Consider the following 22,959-nt stretch of genomic DNA (forward strand, 5'->3'; position numbering starts at 1 on the left):
GAAAATTTTTGTTGATGGAATGTAATTATTCACTGATAACCCCTTAATTTGCGGAGGATAAGCCGCGGGGGAAGTCACTGGAAGCGTTTGAAGGGAAGGAGAATTGCGCTGGGGCGGGCATTAAAAAGGGCAACATATGTTGCCCTTAAGAAGATGACTTCGGGGTGTTCAGAATCTTGAATTGGTCGCTTCAGCCAGCATCGACAGAAGGGTTTCAGTGTCAGCCCAGCTCAGGCAAGGGTCGGTAATGGATTTGCCGTAAACCAGCGGTTTGCCGGGAACAATAGGCTGCGTGCCTTCTGCCAGGAAACTCTCGGCCATAATACCCGCGACGGCGGTTGAGCCATTGCGGATTTGCTGGCAGATGTCTTCGGCGACGTCCAGCTGGCGGCGATGTTGCTTCTGACAATTTCCGTGGCTGAAATCGATTACCAGACGTTGCGGCAGGTCAAACTCAGACAAACTCAGGCACGCCTGTTCAAGATCATCGGCGTGATAATTAGGCTTTTTGCCGCCGCGCATAATCACGTGGCCGTAAGGATTGCCCGCTGTGCGATAAATGGTCATCTGACCGTTCTTATCCGGCGACAGGAACATGTGGCTGGTGCGTGACGAGCGGATGGCATCAATGGCGATACGCGTATTGCCGTCAGTACCATTTTTAAAACCGACCGGGCAAGACAGCGCAGAAGCCATTTCACGGTGGATCTGGCTTTCCGTAGTGCGCGCACCGATTGCGCCCCAGCTGATAAGGTCGGCGATATACTGGCCGATAACCATATCCAGGAACTCAGTGGCCGTTGGAATTCCTAGCTGATTGATGGCCAGCAAGACTTTACGCGCCAGTTCAATTCCGTCATTCACGCGGCAGGAACCGTTAAGTTCCGGGTCAGAAATTAAGCCTTTCCAGCCCACGACGGTTCGCGGTTTTTCAAAATAGGTGCGCATCACGATCTCTAAACGATCCTGATATTTTTCGCGTAATACGCTGAGCTGACCGGCGTAATCAATTGCAGCTTCAATATCGTGAATAGAGCAGGGACCAACAATCACCAGAAGGCGTGGGTCTTCGCCGCTGATGATTTTTTCAATACGTTTGCGTGATTCCATTACATGCTGTGCGACCGACGGGGAGATTGGCAATTTGTCTGCCAGTGCCTGAGGCGTAATCAGGCTGTCGATGCGCGTCGTACGCAGTTCATCTGTTTGTGACATGGTGTTCTCGAAAATTTGTTTCTTCGCTGCGGCAGGAATACCGGGAAGTGATGGCGATCACAATAACGCAAAAACAGATGATTTCAATCACTCTCGGCACGTTCTGCCATCCAAATCATTAAATGAATCAGAACATGCGGCGACTCATACCAAAGCTGTCCATAATCTTCGCCGAAATTTCCTCAACGGAATAATTTGTACTGTTGAGATAACGAATTTGATTTTTGCGAAATAATGCTTCTACTTCAGACACTTCCATCCGGCACTGGCGTAATGACGCATAGCGGCTGTTTTCCACCCGTTCCTGACGGATAGCGGTCAGCCTTTCCGGGTCAATCGTCAGCCCGAAAAGCTTGTGCATGTGCGGTTTCAGCGCGGCGGGAAGCTGAATATTATCCATATCATCGGCGGTAAACGGATAGTTTGCCGCGCGGATCCCAAACTGTAATGCAAGGTAAAGGCTGGTGGGTGTTTTACCGCAGCGCGAAACGCCCAGCAAAATAACTTGTGCCTGATCGAGATTACGCAGGGATATACCGTCGTCGTGCGCCAGCGTGTAATCGATAGCCGCAATACGGGCATCATATTTGCTGATATTGCTGGCGGTCAGACCGTGCGTACGGTTTGCCACCGGTGTCGGTTCAACGCCAAGCTCATTCTGAAGCGGTGCGACCAGGGACTGAACGATGTCCTGACAGAATCCTTCGCTGCTTTCAATAATCTGACGGATCTTCGGCGCAATAATGGAGTAGAACACCAGCGGACGCGCGCCCGTTTTTTCGAAAATCTCATTGATCTGGCGGCTGACGGCCTGAGCCCGTTCTTCGCTTTCAACAAAGGGCAATGAGTAGGTCGTCGAATTGACCGGGAATTGTGAAAGCACGGCATGACCTACCACTTCAGCGGTAATCGCCGTGCCATCGGAAATATAAAACACGCATCTGTCCACTCATTGCTCCTAGATTTATATCAGTTCACTTTCCCCTGTCGGGACTCCGTAAGTAATAACCAGAATTTCAGGAAATAAAAAGGATAATTCTTCTTAACCATTACCTTCCTTTAATCCCTGCGAGACAGTGCGCAAAATGGCTGTAATAAATGAAATGGCATTTTAAATTTTCCGCGATATCTCGCAGCTTTATGAATTGCGTCAGCAATACTTCAGCAACTTTGTTATGGTTAATTTACTTGCGAAACTAATACGCACTTCTCACTGATTCATAAGGGATTATGTTGTTGTCGTGTTGCTGAAGAAGTTTAGCGTTCTGGAATTTTCCTAAACGAAAATAGTTTAATTTGCTGGATCGATTCACCTGTCTATGTCTTATGGATCATTATGCTAGTCTCGAAATGACACCGTTGCTTATTGGCATCCAATTGCCTCAGGCAACGATTGCACGACCGGTTTTACACTCCTACTGACTTTTACTGTGAATAAATTAAGAAAGGATTGTTTCATGGCTCATCTCGATCCCGATTTACGCAATGTTATCTGGTACAACCAACTGGGTATGAACGACGTTGATAAAGTCGGGGGTAAGAACGCATCCCTCGGGGAAATGATCACTAATCTGTCTGATCTGGGTGTTTCCGTGCCTAACGGTTTTGCCACTACGTCTCAGGCTTTTAATGATTTTCTTGAACAAAGCGGCGTTAACCATCGGATCCACGAATTACTGGACAAAACAGATGTGGATGATATCGGGCAACTGACCCAGGCGGGCACGCAAATCCGCCAGTGGATCATTGATACGCCATTCCAGCCTGAGCTGGAACAGTCCATCCGTGAAGCTTATCAGCAGCTTTCTGAAGGTGAGCCGGACGCGTCCTTTGCTGTGCGTTCCTCTGCCACCGCGGAAGATATGCCCGACGCTTCTTTTGCCGGGCAGCAGGAAACCTTCCTGAACGTTCAGGGGTTTGATGCAGTTCTTATCGCTGTGAAACATGTTTACGCCTCCTTATTTAACGATCGCGCAATCTCTTATCGCGTACATCAGGGCTACGACCACCGCGGCGTTGCGTTGTCTGCGGGTGTTCAGCGCATGGTTCGCTCTGATCTCGCGGCTGCGGGCGTGATGTTCACTATCGATACGGAGTCCGGTTTTGATCAGGTGGTCTTCATCACCTCCGCGTATGGTCTGGGCGAAATGGTGGTGCAGGGCGCGGTGAACCCGGATGAGTTCTACGTGCATAAACCGACGCTGGCCAAAAATAAGCCTGCGATTGTGCGCCGTACCATGGGCTCAAAGAAAATCCGCATGATTTATGCGCCAAGCCAGGAACACGGTAAACAGGTACAAATTGAAGACGTGCCGGCTGAACTGAGCACCCGTTTCTCGCTGACCGATGACGAAGTGCAGGCTCTGGCACGTCAGGCATTATTGATTGAAAAGCACTACGGCCGCCCGATGGATATTGAGTGGGCGAAAGATGGTAATAACGGCAAGTTATACATTGTGCAGGCACGTCCTGAGACCGTGCGTTCAAACGGTCAGGTAATGGAACGTTATCAGCTCAATGGCAGCAGCAAAGTTCTGGTTGAAGGCCGGGCCATTGGTCATCGTATCGGTGCCGGGCCGGTGAAAATCATCCATGACATCAGTGAAATGCATCATGTGAAAGCGGGTGACATTCTGGTTACTGACATGACGGACCCTGACTGGGAACCGATCATGAAAAAGGCCTCAGCCATTGTGACTAACCGTGGCGGCCGAACCTGCCATGCGGCAATCATTGCCCGTGAACTGGGGATCCCTGCCGTTGTCGGTTGTGGCGATGCGACTGAAAAACTGAAAGAAAATCAGAAAGTGACGGTGTCCTGTTCTGAGGGCGATACCGGTTATGTCTACCAGGACGAACTGGACTTCACGGTGCAAAGCTCGGAAGTCGATGAGCTGCCGAAGTTGCCGCTGAAAATCATGATGAATATCGGTAATCCGGACCGGGCTTTTGATTTTGCCTGTCTGCCAAATGAAGGCGTCGGGCTCGCGCGTTTAGAATTCATTATCAACCGCATGATCGGCGTCCATCCAAAAGCGCTGCTGGAGTTCGATACTCAGACGCCGGAATTACAGGAACAAATTAAGAAACTGATTCAGGGCTACGACAGTCCGCGTGAATACTATGTTGCCCGTCTGACGGAAGGGATCGCGACACTGGGCGCAGCGTTCTGGCCAAAACGTGTGATTGTGCGTTTATCCGATTTTAAATCGAATGAATACGCCAATCTGGTGGGCGGCGAGAAGTATGAACCGCACGAAGAGAACCCGATGCTGGGCTTCCGCGGCGCCGGGCGTTACGTTTCAGACAGCTTCCGCGATTGTTTCGCGCTGGAGTGTGAGGCGATGAAACGGGTTCGTAACGATATGGGGCTGACCAACGTTGAAGTTATGATCCCATTTGTCCGAACTGTGGCGCAGGCTGAGGCTGTGGTGAAGGAACTGGCAAATCAGGGGCTGAAGCGCGGAGAGAATGGCCTTAAGGTCATTATGATGTGTGAAATTCCATCGAATGCATTACTTGCCGATCAGTTCCTTGAGCATTTTGATGGTTTCTCAATCGGTTCAAATGACATGACTCAGCTGGCGCTGGGGCTGGATCGTGATTCCGGCGTGGTGTCTGAACTCTTTGATGAGCGCAACGAAGCGGTTAAAGCTTTGCTTTCAATGGCAATCAAAGCAGCTAAGAAACAGGGTAAATATGTTGGAATCTGCGGGCAGGGTCCGTCTGACCATCAGGATTTTGCACAATGGCTGATGGAAGAAGGCATCGACAGTCTGTCGCTGAACCCGGATACCGTGGTGCAGACCTGGCTGGCGCTGGCTGAAAAGTAAATAAATACTTCAGGTTTGAATAAATGAAATAAAGGCTGTTGCTTTCGGGCAATGGCCTTTTTTTTGAAAAATTAAATCAGGTAAATGGAGGTGCCGTAATTAATCTCCAGGGGAGAAAAAAATAAAAAAAAAGCCCGTCATTGGAGACAGGCAAAGACTACACACAGCAATTTGGGGTATACCGGCTCAGGGGAAAGCCTGTATATAAATCAGTGGGTTGAAATCCGAACTGTTAATAATACTAGATTTCTCGAGATATTTAGTCTGTAAGAATCGTCCTAATAGGTATTATTCTAATACTAATAGATGAGAAGGATTGTTTTGAAGGTTTCAAAATAGGAAGAAGAAATGAGGAATAAAGAAGAGGGCGTTGCCTTTTAAGATCCAAGACAACGCCGGATGAAATTATTTCGCGGAACAATTACTCATCGAGTGCTTTCAGCGCTTCTTCCGGATCGGCATCCGGTTCTGGCGCTTCGTGAACCCACAACGAAATCAGGCGATAAGATACCGCCAGAACGACAGGGCCGATAAACAGGCCAATCATCCCGAACGCGAACAGACCGCCAATGACACCGGATAAAATCAGCAGCATAGGCAAATCTGCACCCATACGGATAAGCACCGGGCGTAAAACGTTATCCAGCGAGCCCACGACGCAACTCCAAACCAGCAGCACCGTGCCCCAGGTATTATCACCCGACCAGTAAAGCCAGATGATGGCCGGGATAAGCACCAGCAAAGGTCCGATTTGTGCGACGCAACAAACAAACATCACCACGGTTAAAACCGTTGCATACGGGATACCGGCTATTGCCAGGCCGATGCCGCCCAGCACTGACTGAACAATCGCTGTGACCACCACGCCCAGCGCAACGGCGCGAATGGCCTGGCCGGCGAGAATAACCGCAGCATCGCCACGTTCTGCCGCCAGACGCACGGCGAAATGGCGGATGCCCATCGCGACCTGCTCGCCACGACTATAAAGAAGCGCGCTGAACAGCAACATCAGAGAACAGTGGACGATAAAACGGCCCAGATGCCCGGCCTGCGTGACAAACCAGGAAGCGGTTTGCCCGACATAAGGCTGGACTTTGCTCATCAGGGCATTACCGCCGCCGTTAATGAGGGCATGCCAGCCGCTGTAAAGTTTATGGCCGACCAGAGGAATAGAGTTTAGCCAGTGAAAATCCGGCATATGAAGGGTCGACGGATTGGTGGCGATCCCTACCAGCGGCGCGCCATTTTCAATTGCGCTGCTGACCAGCAAGGCAATCGGCAAAACGAACAACAGGATCAGCAACAGCGTCATCAAGATGACGGCCAGGAAACGCCGCCCCCACAGAATTCGCTGTAATTTAATCATCAGCGGCCAGGTTGCAATCACCACCATCCCCGCCCAGGCAAAGCCCAGAATAAAAGGCTGAACAATCCAGATACTGGCGATGGTCATCAGTGCTATGAACAATACCCCGAACATAATCTGGGGCAAATCGTAACGTTTAATTGGGAGATTCATTCATGTTTCTCATTTGGATAAACGAAGTAAGGCACGCGCCTTGTGCCTTAAAAACTACAGCTACATTGGGATAGCGATAAATAAGCATGGGACATCAGGCTGCTTTTGGATAGCGCCGCACACAATTAGTTGCAACACGTTGTTGCCAGTCGTGCTTTTTGCGGCGTGTCATGAAACAAATGCAACAAAGGCGAACCAGACGGAGCGCTTAAAAACGAAGTATGTTAGTTTTTATTCTGGGTAAATAACAGGGTGGATCTGCCTCGCAGATCCGGCAGGTCGCCTCGGGCCCGCCAGGCATACAACAAAGACAGAGTCATAATTCAATGATCCCACAGATTTCTCAGGCGCCGGGTGTCATCCAGCTGGTGCTCGATTTTTTGGAAGCGCTTAAAAGTAACGGTTTTACAGGTGATGCCACGACGACTTATGCGGACCGCCTGACGATGGCAACTGATAACAGCGTTTATCAGCTGTTGCCGGATGCTGTCTTATTCCCTATCGCCACGTCTGATGTTGCACTGATTGCGCGTCTTGCCGGGCAGGAGCGTTTTAAAACGCTGGTCTTTACGCCGCGTGGTGGCGGTACCGGTACCAACGGTCAGTCGCTGAACCGTGGAATTGTGGTTGATATGTCCCGTCATATGAACCGCATCCTGGATATCAACGTTGATCAAGGTTGGGTCAAGGTCGAAGCCGGTGTCATTAAAGACCAGCTCAATGATTATCTGCGTCCTTTTGGTTATTTCTTTTCTCCGGAGCTGTCGACCAGCAACCGTGCAACGCTCGGTGGCATGATTAACACCGATGCGTCCGGACAAGGTTCGCTGGTTTACGGTAAGACGTCAGATCACGTTCTCGGGGTTCGTGCGATTGTGCTCGGCGGCGAGATACTTGATACCGTTGCAGTGCCGGTGGCGCTGGCGGATAAACTCGGTGAAGAAGATTCGGTTATCGGGCGGATTTACCGTACGGTGCTGGACAGTTGCCGCGATAACCGTGCGCTGGTCATTGAAAAATTCCCGAAATTAAACCGCTTCCTGACGGGCTATGACTTACGCCATGTCCTGAGTGATGACCTGCAAACCTTCGATCTGACCCGCATCCTCACGGGCTCTGAAGGGTCGCTGGCCTTTATTACTGAAGCGCGTCTGAATATCACGCCAATTCCCAAAGTGCGGCGTCTGGTGAATATCAAATATGATTCTTTCAACTCCGCGCTGCGTAATGCCCCTTTCATGGTGGAAGCCAAAGCGTTGTCGGTTGAAACCGTTGACTCCAAAGTCCTGAATCTGGCCCGTGAAGATATCGTCTGGCACAGCGTGCGTGATTACATCACCGACGTTGAAGGTAAGGATATGCAGGGACTCAACATTGTTGAGTTTGCGGGCGATGATGCCGACCTCATTGAAGGTCAGGTCAGTGCGCTATGTGAGCGTCTTGACGGGCTGATGAGCGACAAAGAAGGTGGCGTTATTGGCTACCAGATTTGCGCGGATCTGCCTGGGATTGAGCGCATCTATAATATGCGTAAGAAAGCCGTCGGCCTGCTGGGGAATGCGAAAGGGCAGGCTAAGCCGTTGCCGTTTGCAGAAGATACCTGCGTGCCGCCGCAGCATCTGGCCGATTATATCGTTGAATTCCGCGCGTTGCTCGACAGCCATAACCTGAGTTACGGCATGTTTGGGCACGTGGACGCCGGTGTTTTGCACGTTCGCCCTGCGCTGGACATGTGTGACCCACAACAGGAAATGCTGCTGAAGCAGATATCGGATGAAGTCGTTGCCCTCACGGCCAAATACGGTGGTTTGCTGTGGGGAGAACACGGTAAAGGTTTCCGCGCCGAATACAGCCCGGCTTTCTTCGGAGAAGCGCTGTTCCATGAATTACGCCGGATCAAAACGGTTTTTGACCCGGATAACCGTCTTAATCCGGGCAAAATTTGCGCGCCGCTGGAATGCGATGAGCCAATGATGAAGGTCGATGCGCCGAAACGCGGCACCCTTGATCGCCGGATCCCGCTGGAAGTGCGCCAGTCATTCCGCGGCGCTCTGGAGTGTAACGGCAACGGTCTGTGCTTTAACTTTGATGCGAAAAGCCCGATGTGTCCGTCGATGAAAATTACCGGCAGCCGTATCCATTCGCCGAAAGGGCGTGCCGGTCTGGTGCGGGAATGGTTGCGCTTACTGTCAGAACAAGGTGTCGATCCGCTGGCGCTGGAAAATGCACTGCCGGAAAAAGGCCTGAGTTTCCGCAGCCTGATCGACCGTACCCGTAATACCTGGCATGCCAGCAAAGGCGAATATGATTTCTCCCATGAAGTAAAAGAAGCGATGTCGGGTTGTCTGGCCTGTAAGGCGTGTTCGACACAGTGCCCGATCAAAATTGATGTTCCCGGTTTCCGCTCGCGCTTCCTCCAGCTTTATCACACCCGTTATCTGCGCCCGGCGCGTGACCATTTCGTGGCAAGTGTCGAAAGCTATGCACCAATAATGGCGAAAGCGCCAAAGCTGTTTAACTTCTTCCTCAGGCAGCCCTGGGTACGGGAAATGAGCCGCAAAAGTATTGGCATGGTGGATTTGCCTTTGCTGTCTTCCCCGACGTTACGCGAGCAGTTGCTGGGGCACCGCGCCAGTAAAATGACGCTTGAACAGCTGGAAAAAATCCCTCCGGCACAGCGCGGCGAATACGTTCTGGTGGTGCAAGATCCTTTCACCAGTTTCTATGATGCGCAGGTCGTGGCTGATTTTGTACGGTTAATTGAAAAACTGGGTCTCAAACCGGTGCTATTGCCTTTCTCTCCAAACGGAAAAGCGCAGCACATCAAAGGATTCCTGACGCGTTTCGCGAAAACGGCACGCAAGACGTCGGTATTTCTCAACCGTGTGGCGCAGTTAGGTATGCCGCTTGTCGGTGTCGATCCGGCGCTGGTGCTGTGTTATCGCGATGAGTACAAAGAAATCCTTGGCGAATCACGTGGCTCGTTCCAGGTTCAGCTTGTACATGAATGGCTGGATAACTGGTTGGGCGAACGACCGGCACAGCAGCAAAGCGGAGAGTCCTGGTATCTGTTCGGCCATTGCACTGAAAGCACGGCATTACCTAACAGCAGCAAACAGTGGGGGGATATCTTTGCCCGCTATGGCGCGAAGCTGGAAAATGTCAGTGTGGGATGTTGCGGTATGGCGGGAACCTACGGACATGAAAGTAAAAACCTTGAAAATTCGCTGGGGATTTACGAGCTGTCCTGGCATACCTCTTTACAGCGGTTGCCGCGCCAGCGCTGCCTGGCGACTGGTTACTCCTGCCGCAGCCAGGTAAAACGCATTGAAGGCAACGGGGTTCGCCATCCGTTGCAGGCATTACTGGATATCATCCCTTAACCAATAAGGAGGCTCGATGTCATTCTGGAAAAGGAACGCAAACCTTGAAGCACTGAACCAGCGCAGTCAGGGATGTATGGTTGGACATGTGGGGATTGTTTTCACCAGGCTGGGCGAAGATTTTCTTGAAGCGACGATGCCAGTAGATGAGCGAACGACTCAGCCGTTTGGCCTCTTACACGGAGGCGCCTCGGTGGTTCTGGCGGAAACTATGGGATCGATGGCCGGTTATCTGTGCACTGAAGGTCATCAGACGGTCGTTGGGGTTGAAATAAATGCCAGTCACATGAAGTCCGCGAGGGAAGGGGTTGTGCGCGGGGTTTGCCGTGCTCTGCGAACCGGGAAACGGAGCCAGGTCTGGCAGATTGAGATTTTCGATGAGCAGGGTGGTCTGTGTTGTGTTTCCAGACTGACCACAATGGTCATTGATCATTAAATTCAGGCCATCAGATTAGCGCGTTTTTTCAACGTAATATCCCTAAGCTGAATGCAAAAGGCGGAGTCACAGTTAATGTGTCCGCCTTTTTATTTGCCTGAGATCTTTCTCTGGCACGTTGAAAACTGACTAAAGTTGGAAGGGAACGCGCTTGGCAAAATCAGTTTGAAATGCCGTTGCTTTTTCCCAGATGCCCATCATGGCATAATACTGACAAATGAGTTTTAGCGTGTGTCTGGCAAAGTGATAGCTCTGTACACGGAAAAGTTCACAACGCACAACGCTGTTGATTTCAAGGATCAGCCGGTTGTGAAGCTTGCACAAAGCATGCAGATAACTGTGGTCGTCCCCGTTTTGCAGGCAAAGATTGGCCATATCAAGGCAAATGCTGTTAAAGCGTTTGAGCTGGCAAAGATGCGCGTCCGGGCGTCGTAAGGCGGCATCCGCCATATAGAAATCCACGGTGGCATCGCGGACACTCGATTTGTAGTCGTCTATCTTGCCCTGCAACCACGCATTTACCGATTGAGCCATTCTCAGTATTCCGGGTTATCTGAATGATAATCATTATCAAAGAATAAGTATCATATTGGCAAAAAATCGCCGGATCAACGTTTTCATCCGGTTTTTTTGATTTTGTTGCGCCAGAGCAGGTAAGCAAAAAGAGCTTTAATTATTTTGATTGTGGCGAATTCATAAATAGGCATTTCCGATGAATGTTTTATAATAGACACAATGAAAGCTATTAAGCCACACAAAATATAAGGTTAATTTTAATTTTTAACAAAAAATTGACAACTTATTCAATCAGTTGATGGTTGCGGTGTTCAAGACCCGCCAGCAGCCAGATGTAAACCCGATGCACATTGAGCGACTTTCCTCATGCGCAATCGCTATACCCTCTTAAAACAAGAGGTTGAAGTGATAAATCTTATCACTAGAATAGAGACAATAGGTCTTCTCTATGACCGTAAAAATATGAGGTAAGACAGATGCAAACTGAAACTGTCGGCTCTTTCTCTTTAGACGACAACGTATGGCAAGGTGTGATCCTGACTGATTCTGCAGCCAAACAGGTGAAGAACCTGATGGAGCAGGATCCAGAAGTCAAAGGTCTCCAGCTTTCGGTAAAACAATCGGGCTGCGCCGGCTTTGGCTACGTTCTGGATTTAACCAAACAACCGGCCAGCGATGACCTGGTGTTTGAACATGACGGCGCTTTGCTGTTTGTTCCGCTGAAGGCGATGCCTTTCATTGACGGAACCGAGGTAGATTTTGTCCGCGAAGGGCTGAATCAGATATTTAAATTCAATAATCCAAAAGCTCAGCATGCCTGCGGGTGTGGTGAAAGTTTCGGCCTGTAAGTCAGCCGGGCAAACAGTCTTTAAGATTATTGTAAACAAAGCGATGTAACCAACATGTCACGAAGCAACGTAGAAATTCCAGATGATGTGCAGTCTTGGGTCGGCGAGGAGACGAACTATAAGGAAGGGTTCTTCACCCAGCTGGCAACCGATGAATTAGCATCAGGCATCAACGAAGATGTCGTGCGTGCCATTTCCGCAAAGCGCAATGAGCCGGAGTGGATGCTGGAGTTCCGTCTGCAGGCTTATCATGCCTGGTTGAAAATGGAAGAACCTCACTGGTTGAAAGCGTATTACACGCCTCTCGACTATCAGGATTACAGCTATTACTCCGCACCTTCATGCGGCAGCTGTGATGATACCTGTGGTTCTCAGCCTGGTGCCACGCAGCAACCTCCTGAAAATTCTCACAGCATTCCTGCGCTTGACGGTAAAAATTACCTGACCAGCGAAGTGGAGAAAGCGTTTGAACAGCTGGGTGTTCCTGTGCGTGAAGGGAAAGAAGTGGCGGTTGATGCCATTTTCGACTCCGTTTCCGTTTCTACCACGTACCGTGAAAAGCTGGCTGAATCAGGCGTTATCTTCTGCTCATTCGGCGAAGCTATTCACGAATACCCGGACCTGGTGCGTAAATACCTCGGTACCGTTGTGCCTGCGCAGGATAACTTCTTTGCAGCGCTGAATGCGGCGGTCGCGTCCGACGGTACTTTCGTGTATGTCCCTAAAGGCGTCCGTTGCCCGATGGAACTGTCTACGTATTTCCGGATTAACGCAGCGAAAACCGGTCAGTTCGAACGTACAATCCTGATTGCAGACGAAGGCAGTTACGTCAGCTATATCGAAGGCTGTTCCGCACCGGTTCGTGATACCTATCAGCTTCACGCGGCCGTGGTTGAAGTCATTCTGCATAAAGATGCGGAAGTGAAATATTCCACCGTGCAGAACTGGTTCTCCGGCAGTAAAGATAGCAGCGGCGGGATCCTGAACTTCGTGACCAAACGTGCATTGTGCGAAGGCGCGGGCTCGAAAATGTCCTGGACGCAGTCTGAAACCGGCTCAGCGATTACCTGGAAATACCCGAGCGTTATCCTGAAAGGCGATAACTCAATCGGTGAATTCTTCTCAGTTGCACTGACCAGCGGGAAACAGCAGGCAGATACCGGCACCAAGATGATCCACATTGGTAAAAACACCAAATCGACCATCATCTCCAAAGGTATTTCCGCAGGCCACAGCCAGAACAGCTATCGCGGGCTGGTGAAGATCCTGCCAAGTGCTGAAAATGCCCGTAACTTTACCCAGTGTGACTCCATGCTGATTGGTGCGGACAGCGCTGCGCATACTTTCCCGTATGTGGAAGTGCGTAACAACACAGCTCAGCTGGAGCATGAAGCCACGACCTCAAAAATCGGCGATGACCAGCTGTTCTACTGTCTGCAACGTGGTATCAGCGAAGATGACGCGATTTCCATGATTGTTAACGGTTTCTGTAAAGATGTCTTTTCCGAGCTGCCGCTGGAGTTTGCTGTCGAAGCGCAGAAACTGCTGGCGATCAGCCTTGAACACAGCGTCGGTTAATCTTCCGAACGCTTTTCCTCCCGCCGCCGCGTGGTGTGACGCCGGCGCCGGGCAGGTTTGAGTTCAGCACAGTCAAAGCATAAACAGAATTATGAGCGCGCAGGCGCAAACTCAAGGATACGTATGTTAAGCATTAAGAATTTGAAGGTCCGTGTCGAAGAAAAGGAAATTCTGAAAGGACTTGATCTCGAGATCAAGCCGGGTGAAGTACACGCCATCATGGGTCCGAACGGCTCAGGTAAAAGTACACTCTCCGCGACACTGGCTGGCCGTGAAGATTACGAAGTGACTGAAGGCTCCGTAATGTTCAACGGTAAAGATTTGCTGGAGCTTGCCCCGGAAGATCGTGCCGGAGAAGGCGTGTTTATGGCCTTTCAGTATCCGGTAGAAATTCCTGGCGTGACCAACCATTTCTTCCTGCAAACTGCCGTAAACGCTGTACGTAAGTACCGCGAACAGGCTCCGATGGATCGCTTTGATTTCGCCGATTTTATCGAAGAAAAAATTGCCATGCTGAAAATGCCTGCGGATTTGCTGACCCGTTCAGTCAACGTAGGTTTCTCCGGCGGTGAGAAAAAGCGTAACGACATTCTGCAAATGGCGGCCCTTGAGCCAAGCTTGTGCATTCTGGATGAAACCGACTCCGGTCTGGACATCGATGCGCTGAAAATCGTCTCTAACGGTGTTAATGCACTGCGTGACGGCAAACGCTCATTTGTAATTGTGACCCACTATCAGCGTATCCTCGACTATATCAAGCCTGACTACGTGCATGTTCTGTATCAGGGCCGCATTGTTAAATCCGGCGATTTCACCTTGGTTAAACAGTTAGAGGAGCAGGGCTATGGCTGGCTTACCGACGAAGAGTAATGCGCCTGCGGCGGGCAGTTCCCACGCCATGCAGCAGCTTTACCGTCTTTTTGAAAGCCGTGGTGGTGAACAATCTGCTCACGCGCACGCACACTGGCAACAAGTGCTTCGCCTTGGTTTTCCACACGCAAAACTGGAAGACTGGAAATACACGCCAGTTTCTTCACTGCTGGGCAATCAGTTCTTCGCCCCGCAGCAGCAGGCGCTGACAGTTGAGAATGTTAAATCACTGGCTTTGCCGCTTGATTGCTATAGTCTGGTTTTCGTAGATGGCCGTTTTGATGCGAGCCTGAGTGATGAAAACACCGGCGCATTTGAAATTGAAAAACTGAACGCGGCTGCGCAGCAAACGCTGCCTGACCCGATTCAGTCTGAAGTCTTTTTGCACCTGACGGAAAGTCTGGCGCAGGATTCTTTTGCTGTGCGTTTGGCTGCCGGTAAACAGGCTGATAAGCCGTTGTATTTACTGCATCTGAGCAGCGGTCGTGACCAGTCACGCGAAATGAACACGGTTCACCACCGTTATCATGTCGAGATTGAAAACGGTGCCAGCGCAGAAGTCATTGAACATTACCTAAGCCTTAACGATCACGGTCATTTCACCGGTGCACGTATGACGGTAAAAGTGGGCGATAATGCCGGTTTCACGCATTATAAACTGGCCTTCGAAAGCCAGGCCAGCTTCCACTTTTCGCACAACGATCTGGTAATCGGGCGTGATTCCCGTGTTTCCAGCCACAGTTTCCTGCTCGGTGCGGGCCTGACCCGTAATAACACCAGTGCGCAACTGAACGGTGAAAACAGCGATCTGAACATCAACAGTCTGGTATTGCCTGTTGATTCTGAAATTGCTGATACCCGTACTTACCTGGAACACAACAAAGGTTATTGCAATAGTAATCAGTTGCATAAAGTGATCGTGAACGATCGTGCAAAAGCGATTTTCAACGGCATGATCAAGGTGGCGCAGCACGCTCTGAAAACCGACGGCAAAATGACCAACAACAACCTGTTGCTGGGCAAGCACACTGAAGTTGATACCAAACCTCAGCTTGAAATATATGCCGATGACGTGAAATGTAGCCATGGTGCCACTGTGGGTCGTATCGACGACGAACAGCTTTTCTATCTGCGTACCCGTGGGATCAGCGGCCAGGATGCTCAGCAAATGATCATCTTTGCGTTTGCTGCTGAACTGACGGAAGCCATTGAGAATGAAACCCTGCGTGAAGTCGTGATTGCCCGAATTGCGGGCCGACTCAATCGAGGTGCGTAATGAGTTTTCCACTGGAAAGAGTACGTAGCGATTTCCCTGTGCTGAGCCGTGAAGTTAACGGCCAGCCGCTGGCTTATCTGGATAGTGCGGCCAGTGCACAGAAACCGCGTCAGGTTATTGACCGTGAGATGTCTTTCTTCGAACAGGGTTATGCTGCGGTTCACCGCGGCATTCATACGATGAGTGCGGAAGCGACTGAGCAGATGGAAAACGTCCGCACGCAGGCCGCAAAATTCATGAATGCTGCGTCGGCAGAAGAAATTGTCTTCGTAAAAGGTTCGACGGAAGCCATTAATCTGGTTGCAAATACCTGGGGACGCGAGTTTTTGCAGCCCGGCGACCACATTATTCTGACCGAAATGGAGCACCACGCTAACATCGTTCCCTGGCAGATGCTGGCGAAAGAGCGCGACCTGCATATCGACGTCTGGCACCTGACAGCGGAAGGCGAACTGGATTTATCACAGTTTGAAAAGCTGATTACGCCACGCACTAAACTGCTGACGCTGGCCCATGTTTCCAATGTGCTGGGCACCGTTAACCCGATTGAGAAAATCATTCCTCAGGCGAAAGCTGCCGGTCTGACCGTTCTGGTCGATGGCGCACAGGCAGTCATGCACCATGCGGTGGACGTTCAGGCGCTGGGCTGTGATTTCTATGTCTGGTCCGGACACAAGCTTTACGGGCCAACGGGCATTGGCATTCTTTATGGTCGTAAGGAATTGCTCGATCAGATGCCTCCATGGGAAGGTGGCGGCTCAATGATTAAGCACGTCAGTCTGACCGAAGGAACCACCTTTGCAGCGGCACCGTGGCGCTTTGAAGCGGGCACGCCAAACACCGGCGGTATCATGGGGTTGGGCGCAGCGATGGACTATGTCACCGACCTGGGGCTGGAGAATATCCACGCTTATGAGCAGGAGCTGATGAGCTATGCGCTTGAAGCGATGGCGCAGGTGCCTGACATCCAGATCTACGGCCCGGCAACGCGCGCTGGCGTGATTGCGTTTAATCTCGGTAAACACCATGCCTACGACGTGGGCAGTTTCCTCGACCAATACGGTATTGCAATCCGCACCGGTCATCACTGCGCGATGCCATTAATGTCCTTCTACGGTGTTCCGGCTATGTGCCGCGCCTCACTGGCGATGTACAATACCCGTGAAGAAGTCGACCGGTTGGTCGCAGGATTGCAACGTATTCACCGGCTGTTGGGTTAATCCTGACAGCCCTGAGCAGGACATCGTTATGGCTTTGCCAGATAAAAATAAGTTAGTCAGAAATTTTGCCCGATGCCCGAATTGGGAAGAAAAGTATCTGTATGTGATTGAACTGGGCGGCCAGCTGGCTGCTTTGCCTGAAGAACATCGTCAGGACAAAAATCTGATTGCGGGCTGCCAGAGCCAGGTTTGGATCGTGATGCGCATGGATGAAACGGGCGCGCTGACCTTTGAAGGTGACAGTGATGCCGCTATCGTGAAAGGTCTGGTGGCTATCGTATTCAGCCTGTATCAGGGCTTAACACCGCGTGATGTTGTGGAACTGGATGTGCGTCCGTTCTTCTCTGAGCTTGAGCTCAGCCAGCATCTGACGCCTTCCCGCTCTCAGGGGCTGGAAGCCATGATTCGTTCTATCCGTGCAAAAGCGGCTGAGCTGGCCTAAGCCGGTTCCTGCGCGACACCTTTGCTCATTAGGAATTGTCTGCTAATGAGCAAAGTCATTTCTTCACTTCTCCCTGTCTGAACTCATTTACTCCTGATTTTTCAACCCACTATCTTCTGTGTATTTCCCTGCATCTGCGTAAGGTAACTTTCTGATTTTCTGTGGTTTGATTGCCACCCGATTCTGCGCTGCTAGTATTATCAGACGAGATAATTGTCTTGCTTCAGATGGTCTGAATGCGAGCCGAAAAAGGATTGAGTATGAGACGCGCATTACCCCTTCTGGCAATGTTGGTTGGCACATTTCTGACAACACATTCCATGACCGCAGGTGCAGCAGAATATCCCTTGCCGCCGGACAACAGCCGCCTGATTGGCGAAAACACTACGTATGTCGTGCCCAATGACGGTAAACCTTTAGAAGACGTGGCGGCTAAATACCAAATCGGGCTGATTGCGATGCTGGAAGCGAACCCGGGTACCGACCCGTATTTGCCGAAAGCGGGAACTGTGCTGACCATTCCTTCGCAAATGCTCCTGCCGGATACCAAGCGTGAAGGGATCGTCGTGAACCTCGCAGAACTGCGTCTTTACTACTATCCGAAGGGTGAAGATAAAGTCATTGTTTATCCGATTGGTATTGGCCAGTTAGGCCGTAACACCCCTGAAATGGTGACGTCGGTAAGCCAGAAGATACCGAATCCGACCTGGACGCCAACGGCCAACATCCGCAAAGCCTACCTGAAAGACGGCATCACGTTGCCGGGTATGGTTCCTGCGGGGCCAGATAACCCGATGGGGCTGTTTGCAATGCGTCTTTCTGCCGGTACCGGGCAGTATCTGATCCACGGGACCAATGCTAATTTCGGTATCGGCATGCGCGTCAGTTCCGGTTGTATCCGTTTGCGTCCGGATGATATCGAAGCGCTATTTAATTCCGTGCCAAAAGGCACCCGCGTTCAGATAGTCAATCAGCCCATCAAGTTTGACGTTGAGCCGGATGGCAAACGTTACATCGAAGTACATCAGCCGTTGTCGCATACCGAGAAGGACGATCCGCAAACTAAACCTATTCTTCTGACGGCTGCGATGAAAAAATTCATCAAAAGCGATAATACCAATGCAGAGATTGTAAAAGAGGCTATCAGGCGCCGTTCAGGGATGCCTGTTGTGGTCAGTGTGGGTGATAAAGCGACGGATATGCCCCCGGCAGCGAATGCGCCGCAAACTGTGTCTGCGGATACACCCGCAGTTACGACGGCAAGTACGCAGTAACGTTATACGGAAACGTTTAAGAAGCGATTTTCCCCAAAGGAGCCAATATGGCTCCTTTATTGTTTCCGAAGCTCAGGAGGAGGCGTACAAGGCGTAAAATGGGAAAGAGAACAGGAGGGGATATTCAGAAACGGAAAAGTAAGAGTAGGGAACATGCCGGAATGACAGGCAAAAAAAATGGCGCACTGAGTGCGCCATTGAACTAGAGAAGTAAATATTACTTCTTGTAAGCGTGAGCTTGGTTGTCCAGACGTTGGTTAGCGCGAGCTGCATCGTCTTTAGCTGCTTGAACGTCAGAACGGATTGCGTTCACGTCGTTGCTCAGTTGGTCAACTTTAGAGTTCAGAGTAGAAACGTCTGAAGACAGTTGATCGATTTTAGCGTTGCTTGAACAACCAGCCAGCATAGTTGAAGCCAGGATTACAGCGCCCAGTACCAGTTTAGTGCGATTCATTATAAAACCCTCTAGATTAAGTTAATCTCCATGTAGCGTTACAAGTATTACACAAACTATTTTCTAATGAGAATAATTTTTTGCCGGTAAACGCTATATTTTGATCGTTCGCTCAAAGAAGCATCTTTTTTTACGAAAAAGTTAAAAATTGCAGCGAAAACAGCCTTATTCCATGGGACTTATCCCAATTTTGCTGCTACTGCTTTTAGCACTTTTTAAGTAAGAAGAGCCTTTTTGAAGAAATAGACGCTGCATTATGCAACGTCTATTAATGCCTTGGGTCACGTTTTTAATTAAACAACATGCACCGAAGAAGTATTGGTTGTGCCGCTTTGTACCAGCGCGCCAGAAACCATCACAACGATATCGCCTTTCTGAGCCAGACCACTTTCGATCGCAGCTTCTTTACCGATACGGTAGAAATCATCAGTAGAGGCAATTTCTTTTACCAGCTGAGTGACAACACCTTTGGTGAGGATCAACTGACGGGCAGTGATTTCATTAGTGGTCAGAGCCAGGATAGTGGCGTGCGGGAAGTATTTACGCACAGCTTTAGCAGATTTACCACCGCTGGTTGCAACAACGATCAACGGAGCATCCAGTTTTTCTGCGGTTTCTACAGCGCCACGGCAAACAGCTTCGGTGATACGCAGCTTACGGTTTTCATTCTGGCCATCGATACGGCTCTGCATCACACGGTCAGTACGGTCGCAAATGGTAGCCATGATGGTTACAGCTTCCAGCGGATATTTACCTTTCGCACTTTCACCAGACAGCATAACGGCATCGGTACCGTCGATGATGGCGTTAGCGACGTCGCCGGCTTCTGCGCGGGTAGGGCGTGGGTTTTTGATCATGGAATCGAGCATCTGCGTTGCGGTGATGACCACTTTGCGTGCGCGGTTACATTTTTCAATCATCATCTTCTGCGCGAAGATAACTTCTTCAACAGGGATTTCAACGCCGAGGTCACCACGAGCAACCATGATGCCGTCTGAAGCTTCGAGGATTTCGTCGAAGTTGTTCAGGCCTTCCTGGTTTTCGATTTTGGAGATGATCTGAATGTGTTCGCCACCGTGTGCTTTCAGGTGTTCACGGATTTCCAGAACGTCAGAACGTTTACGGATGAAGGAAGCGGCGACGAAATCAACGCCTTGCTCACAACCGAAGATCAGGTCACGTTTGTCTTTTTCAGCCAGCGCTGGCAGTGCGATAGAAACGCCCGGCAGGTTAACGCCTTTGTTTTCGCCCAGGTCGCCGTTATTCAGCACTTTACAGGTCACTTCAGTTTCAGTGACGTTAGTGACTTCCATGCCGATCAGACCATCGTCGACCAGAATTGTGTTACCAATTTTGAGGTCAGCAGCGAAACCCTGATAGGTCACAGCAACACGTTCGGTGTTACCAATAACACTCTGATCGGTAGTGAAGGTATAAGTCTGACCCGCAACCAGGGAAGCGTCTTTGCCGCCTTCCAGTTTCATGGTACGGATTTCTGGACCTTTGGTGTCCAGCAGGATTGCTGCTTTATGACCGGTTTTAGCCATAACATTGCGGATATTCTGGATGCGCTGACCGTGCTCTTCGTAATCACCGTGAGAGAAGTTCAGACGCATAACGTTCATGCCTGCATCAAGCAGTTTGGTCAGCATTTCTTCGGATTCGGTTTTCGGCCCGATGGTACAAACAATTTTGGTCTTTTTCATGACGATTTTATCTACAAGTTGTGATGGATTGGAAAAGTGTTTGCCTGACAGCATGGCTGCCCGCGCGGAATTGAGGTGTTGCCTGGTTGAATCAAATCATTACTAAGCGTAGAAGACTGTGAAAGGAATGGTGTATTAAGTTCAGCCAAAGCATAGCGATTTGTGCGATTTATCATCGCTACTGGAGTGGTCACGCTTTTATAAGTGCGATATCGACAGATCAAGGGGCTGAAACCATTCAATCGAAGAGACGATGCGTATTATAGGGGGGAACGGGGCGGGAAACCAAATAAAAAACGTGATGCTGCGCAAGCTTAGGGCAGATGACAGAGCTTTGTTGCGCAATTATCCAAAGCGGGCAGAGCAAAAACCCGAAGGCATAACAGTTTCGTCACGGTACCTTCGAAAATGCCACATTTGAGAAATAATCTTAAAAAAATACAAACGGATGACGGCGGAGCGATTCAAAACTCAGAAGTATGGTGAACGGATAATTCAAATCCGATTTACTCAGAAACTGGAAGTGTTCAGGGAAAATGTAAAACAGCGGGAGGAGAGAGAACGTTGCTTTGGTGCGTCCGAGTGGACTCGAACCACCGACCCCCACCATGTCAAGGTGGTGCTCTAACCAACTGAGCTACGGACGCACAATGTGCAACGGTAAAGCTTTGAAGAAGAATGGTGCGTCCGAGTGGACTCGAACCACCGACCCCCACCATGTCAAGGTGGTGCTCTAACCAACTGAGCTACGGACGCATCGTTTTCTTCGGTGTCAGCCAGTGTCGGCGACGGGGACGAATATTAGCGACCTCTCTGAATGCTGGCAAGGGAAAAAAGACATTTTACTGTCATATTGTGAGTGATTGCCGAGCGAATGCGCATTGCGTTGTTTTTTTAGGCATAACGGCCGGTCAGATGACGAAATTTTCCGCGCGCTGCATCACATTCGCCGCGAGCGGAATTTCAAACCATGCAATCCCAAATCAGATCAGCGGCCTGCTTTTTGTAAAATAGTAAATGAGGGTTGTTTTTGTAACCAGCGCATACGAAACGTCATCATGACCGCCGCAAAAGTCAGACCCAGAATGAAGCCGCACCAGAATCCGCTTGGCCCCATTTGCGGCACCAGCAGATCCGTCAGCCCGAGCACATAGCCCACCGGCAATCCCAGCACCCAATACGCGACAAACGTAATATAGAAGATCGAACGCGTATCTTTATATCCGCGCAGTACGCCGCTGCCGATCACCTGAATTGCATCTGAAATCTGGAACAGTGCGGCAAATATCAGCAGGTGAGACGCAAGCGTCACCACTTCGACATTGTCATTATAAAGTGACGCGATATGTTCACGGAAAATGATGGCGGCCATGCTTGTACAACAGGCCATCATAATGCCGGTCAGAATACTGGTGTAAGCCGCCACTTTGGCGCCTTCTACCGAAGACTCACCGAGCCGCGAGCCGACGCGGATCGTCGCAGCAACGCCCAGCGAAAGGGGGATCACAAACATCAGTGAGCCAACATTAAGTGCGATCTGATGGCTGGCGACGGCCACGATGCCTAGCGGTGAAACCAGCAGAGCGACAATCGCAAACAGCGTCACTTCAAAGAACAGCGCCAGCGCAATTGGCATCCCGAGCTGAATCAGACGGCGCAGCGTCGGCCAGTCAGGTTTTGCAAAGCGGGAAGGGGCAACGATATCGCGCATCGTATAATTGCGGCGCACGTAAAATCGCATCATGAAGAACATGACCCAGTAAACCGTGCCGGTTGCCACACCACAACCCACGCCGCCGAGGGCCGGCGCGCCAAATTTCCCGTAGATGAAAATGTAGTTAACGGGAATATTCACCAGCAGCCCGATAAACCCGAAGACCATACCGGGTTTCGTTTTTGACAAGCCTTCGCACTGATCGCGCAATACCTGAAAGAATAAATAGCCCGGCGCACCCCACATGATGGCGTGCAAATATCCGACAGCTTTTTCTCTCAGTTCAGGATCGATGTTGTGCATCAGGCCGATGAGATGATCACATTGGGACAAGACGATGATGATCAGCACGGAAACGCCGGAAGCCAGCCAGAATCCCTGCTGGATCTGATGGCCGATTTTTTCGCGGCGACCGGCGCCGTTCAGATGAGCAACCGTGGGCGTCAGTGAAAGTAATAAACCATGGCCGAATAGAATCGCGGGCAGCCAGATGGAGGTGCCGACGGCAACCGCAGCCATATCGGTGGCACTGACTGAACCGGCCATAATGGTATCGACAACGCCCATGGCGGTCTGAGCGACCTGCGCAAGGATGACCGGGATCGCAAGCGCCAACAATACCCGCGCCTCTGCAAGGTACTTCTGCACTGATACACCTTTTTTGTTGATTATATT

Annotated in this window: 17 protein-coding genes, 2 tRNA genes and 1 other RNA gene; 10 read left to right on the forward strand and 10 right to left on the reverse strand. The window is 50.5% G+C overall.

Translation table 11 applies throughout. The annotated features are described in order from the left end of the window. Nucleotides 1-168 precede the first annotated feature (168 nt). Together GW579_RS00290 and ppsR are read right to left on the reverse strand one after the other, a co-directional pair. Nucleotides 169-1,215, reverse strand: coding sequence for a 3-deoxy-7-phosphoheptulonate synthase (locus tag GW579_RS00290; protein ID WP_152325710.1), 1,047 nt, complete (start codon nucleotides 1,213-1,215; stop codon nucleotides 169-171). A 127-nt stretch (nucleotides 1,216-1,342) separates the two neighbouring features. Continuing rightward, nucleotides 1,343-2,164, reverse strand: a complete 822-nt coding sequence (gene ppsR / locus GW579_RS00295; protein ID WP_101077080.1) for a posphoenolpyruvate synthetase regulatory kinase/phosphorylase PpsR — start codon at nucleotides 2,162-2,164, stop codon at nucleotides 1,343-1,345. Between the two features lie 508 nt (nucleotides 2,165-2,672). Between ppsR and ppsA the strand changes: the two genes are divergently transcribed. Further along, nucleotides 2,673-5,048 carry a phosphoenolpyruvate synthase gene (gene ppsA, locus GW579_RS00300; protein ID WP_165056891.1) on the forward strand — a complete coding sequence of 792 codons (2,376 nt, stop codon included), beginning with the start codon at nucleotides 2,673-2,675 and terminating at the stop codon, nucleotides 5,046-5,048. A gap of 122 nt (nucleotides 5,049-5,170) precedes the next feature. Here ppsA and rprA read toward each other — a convergent pair. Continuing rightward, nucleotides 5,171-5,281, reverse strand: an RNA gene (rprA, locus tag GW579_RS00305) — antisense sRNA RprA. Nucleotides 5,282-5,469: 188 nt separating this feature from the next. Continuing rightward, entirely contained in the window at nucleotides 5,470-6,567 is a 1,098-nt protein-coding gene (ydiK, locus tag GW579_RS00310) for an AI-2E family transporter YdiK (protein ID WP_165056892.1), read from the reverse strand. A 326-nt stretch (nucleotides 6,568-6,893) separates the two neighbouring features. Here ydiK and ydiJ point away from each other — a divergent pair, with 326 nt between their 5' ends. After that, nucleotides 6,894-9,950, forward strand: coding sequence for a D-2-hydroxyglutarate dehydrogenase YdiJ (gene ydiJ / locus GW579_RS00315; protein WP_165056893.1), 3,057 nt, complete (start codon nucleotides 6,894-6,896; stop codon nucleotides 9,948-9,950). A 16-nt stretch (nucleotides 9,951-9,966) separates the two neighbouring features. After that, the gene (locus tag GW579_RS00320) at nucleotides 9,967-10,386 is read left to right on the forward strand and encodes a hotdog fold thioesterase (protein ID WP_165056894.1); all 420 of its coding nucleotides are present in this window, start codon (nucleotides 9,967-9,969) and stop codon (nucleotides 10,384-10,386) included. A 129-nt stretch (nucleotides 10,387-10,515) separates the two neighbouring features. Here GW579_RS00320 and GW579_RS00325 read toward each other — a convergent pair whose 3' ends face one another. Beyond that, complete coding sequence (locus tag GW579_RS00325; RefSeq protein ID WP_152325715.1) at nucleotides 10,516-10,920, reverse strand: hypothetical protein; 405 nt, start codon at nucleotides 10,918-10,920, stop codon at nucleotides 10,516-10,518. Between the two features lie 458 nt (nucleotides 10,921-11,378). On the opposite strand from GW579_RS00325, the gene sufA reads away from it, so the two are divergent. From sufA to GW579_RS00360, 7 genes are all read left to right on the forward strand, one after another. After that, on the forward strand, nucleotides 11,379-11,750 hold the full coding sequence (gene sufA / locus GW579_RS00330) for a Fe-S cluster assembly scaffold SufA (RefSeq protein ID WP_104922540.1): 372 nt from the start codon (nucleotides 11,379-11,381) through the stop codon (nucleotides 11,748-11,750). Between the two features lie 54 nt (nucleotides 11,751-11,804). Next, nucleotides 11,805-13,328 (forward strand): Fe-S cluster assembly protein SufB, encoded by a 1,524-nt coding sequence (gene sufB, locus GW579_RS00335; RefSeq protein WP_152325716.1) that lies wholly within the window; start codon nucleotides 11,805-11,807, stop codon nucleotides 13,326-13,328. Between the two features lie 123 nt (nucleotides 13,329-13,451). Further along, a complete protein-coding gene (gene sufC, locus GW579_RS00340) occupies nucleotides 13,452-14,198 on the forward strand; it encodes a Fe-S cluster assembly ATPase SufC (RefSeq protein ID WP_165056895.1) in 747 nt (248 codons plus the stop codon). Next, entirely contained in the window at nucleotides 14,173-15,474 is a 1,302-nt protein-coding gene (gene sufD, locus GW579_RS00345) for a Fe-S cluster assembly protein SufD (RefSeq protein ID WP_165056896.1), read from the forward strand. The genes sufC and sufD overlap by 26 nt, the downstream gene beginning before the upstream one ends. After that, nucleotides 15,474-16,694 carry a cysteine desulfurase SufS gene (sufS, locus tag GW579_RS00350; RefSeq protein WP_165056898.1) on the forward strand — a complete coding sequence of 407 codons (1,221 nt, stop codon included), beginning with the start codon at nucleotides 15,474-15,476 and terminating at the stop codon, nucleotides 16,692-16,694. Before sufD ends, sufS begins: the two co-directional genes overlap by 1 nt. A gap of 28 nt (nucleotides 16,695-16,722) precedes the next feature. Then, complete coding sequence (gene sufE, locus GW579_RS00355) at nucleotides 16,723-17,136, forward strand: cysteine desulfuration protein SufE (RefSeq protein ID WP_152325720.1); 414 nt, start codon at nucleotides 16,723-16,725, stop codon at nucleotides 17,134-17,136. 260 nt (nucleotides 17,137-17,396) lie between these two features. Then, nucleotides 17,397-18,410 (forward strand): L,D-transpeptidase family protein, encoded by a 1,014-nt coding sequence (locus GW579_RS00360; RefSeq protein ID WP_165056900.1) that lies wholly within the window; start codon nucleotides 17,397-17,399, stop codon nucleotides 18,408-18,410. 217 nt (nucleotides 18,411-18,627) lie between these two features. Here the strand turns inward: GW579_RS00360 and GW579_RS00365 are convergent, their stop codons facing one another. From GW579_RS00365 to GW579_RS00385, 5 genes are all read right to left on the reverse strand, one after another. Next, nucleotides 18,628-18,864 (reverse strand): major outer membrane lipoprotein, encoded by a 237-nt coding sequence (locus tag GW579_RS00365; RefSeq protein ID WP_013576093.1) that lies wholly within the window; start codon nucleotides 18,862-18,864, stop codon nucleotides 18,628-18,630. A 293-nt stretch (nucleotides 18,865-19,157) separates the two neighbouring features. Then, nucleotides 19,158-20,570, reverse strand: a complete 1,413-nt coding sequence (pykF, locus tag GW579_RS00370; protein ID WP_015697801.1) for a pyruvate kinase PykF — start codon at nucleotides 20,568-20,570, stop codon at nucleotides 19,158-19,160. A 570-nt stretch (nucleotides 20,571-21,140) separates the two neighbouring features. Then, a tRNA-Val gene (locus GW579_RS00375) sits at nucleotides 21,141-21,217 on the reverse strand. Between the two features lie 32 nt (nucleotides 21,218-21,249). After that, nucleotides 21,250-21,326 (reverse strand) — tRNA-Val (locus tag GW579_RS00380). 232 nt (nucleotides 21,327-21,558) lie between these two features. Continuing rightward, on the reverse strand, nucleotides 21,559-22,932 hold the full coding sequence (locus tag GW579_RS00385) for an MATE family efflux transporter (protein ID WP_165056902.1): 1,374 nt from the start codon (nucleotides 22,930-22,932) through the stop codon (nucleotides 21,559-21,561). Nucleotides 22,933-22,959 lie beyond the last annotated feature (27 nt).

The sequence above is a fragment of the Rahnella contaminans genome, assembly GCF_011065485.1.
In the GTDB taxonomy this organism is placed as follows: Bacteria; Pseudomonadota; Gammaproteobacteria; order Enterobacterales; family Enterobacteriaceae; genus Rahnella; species Rahnella contaminans.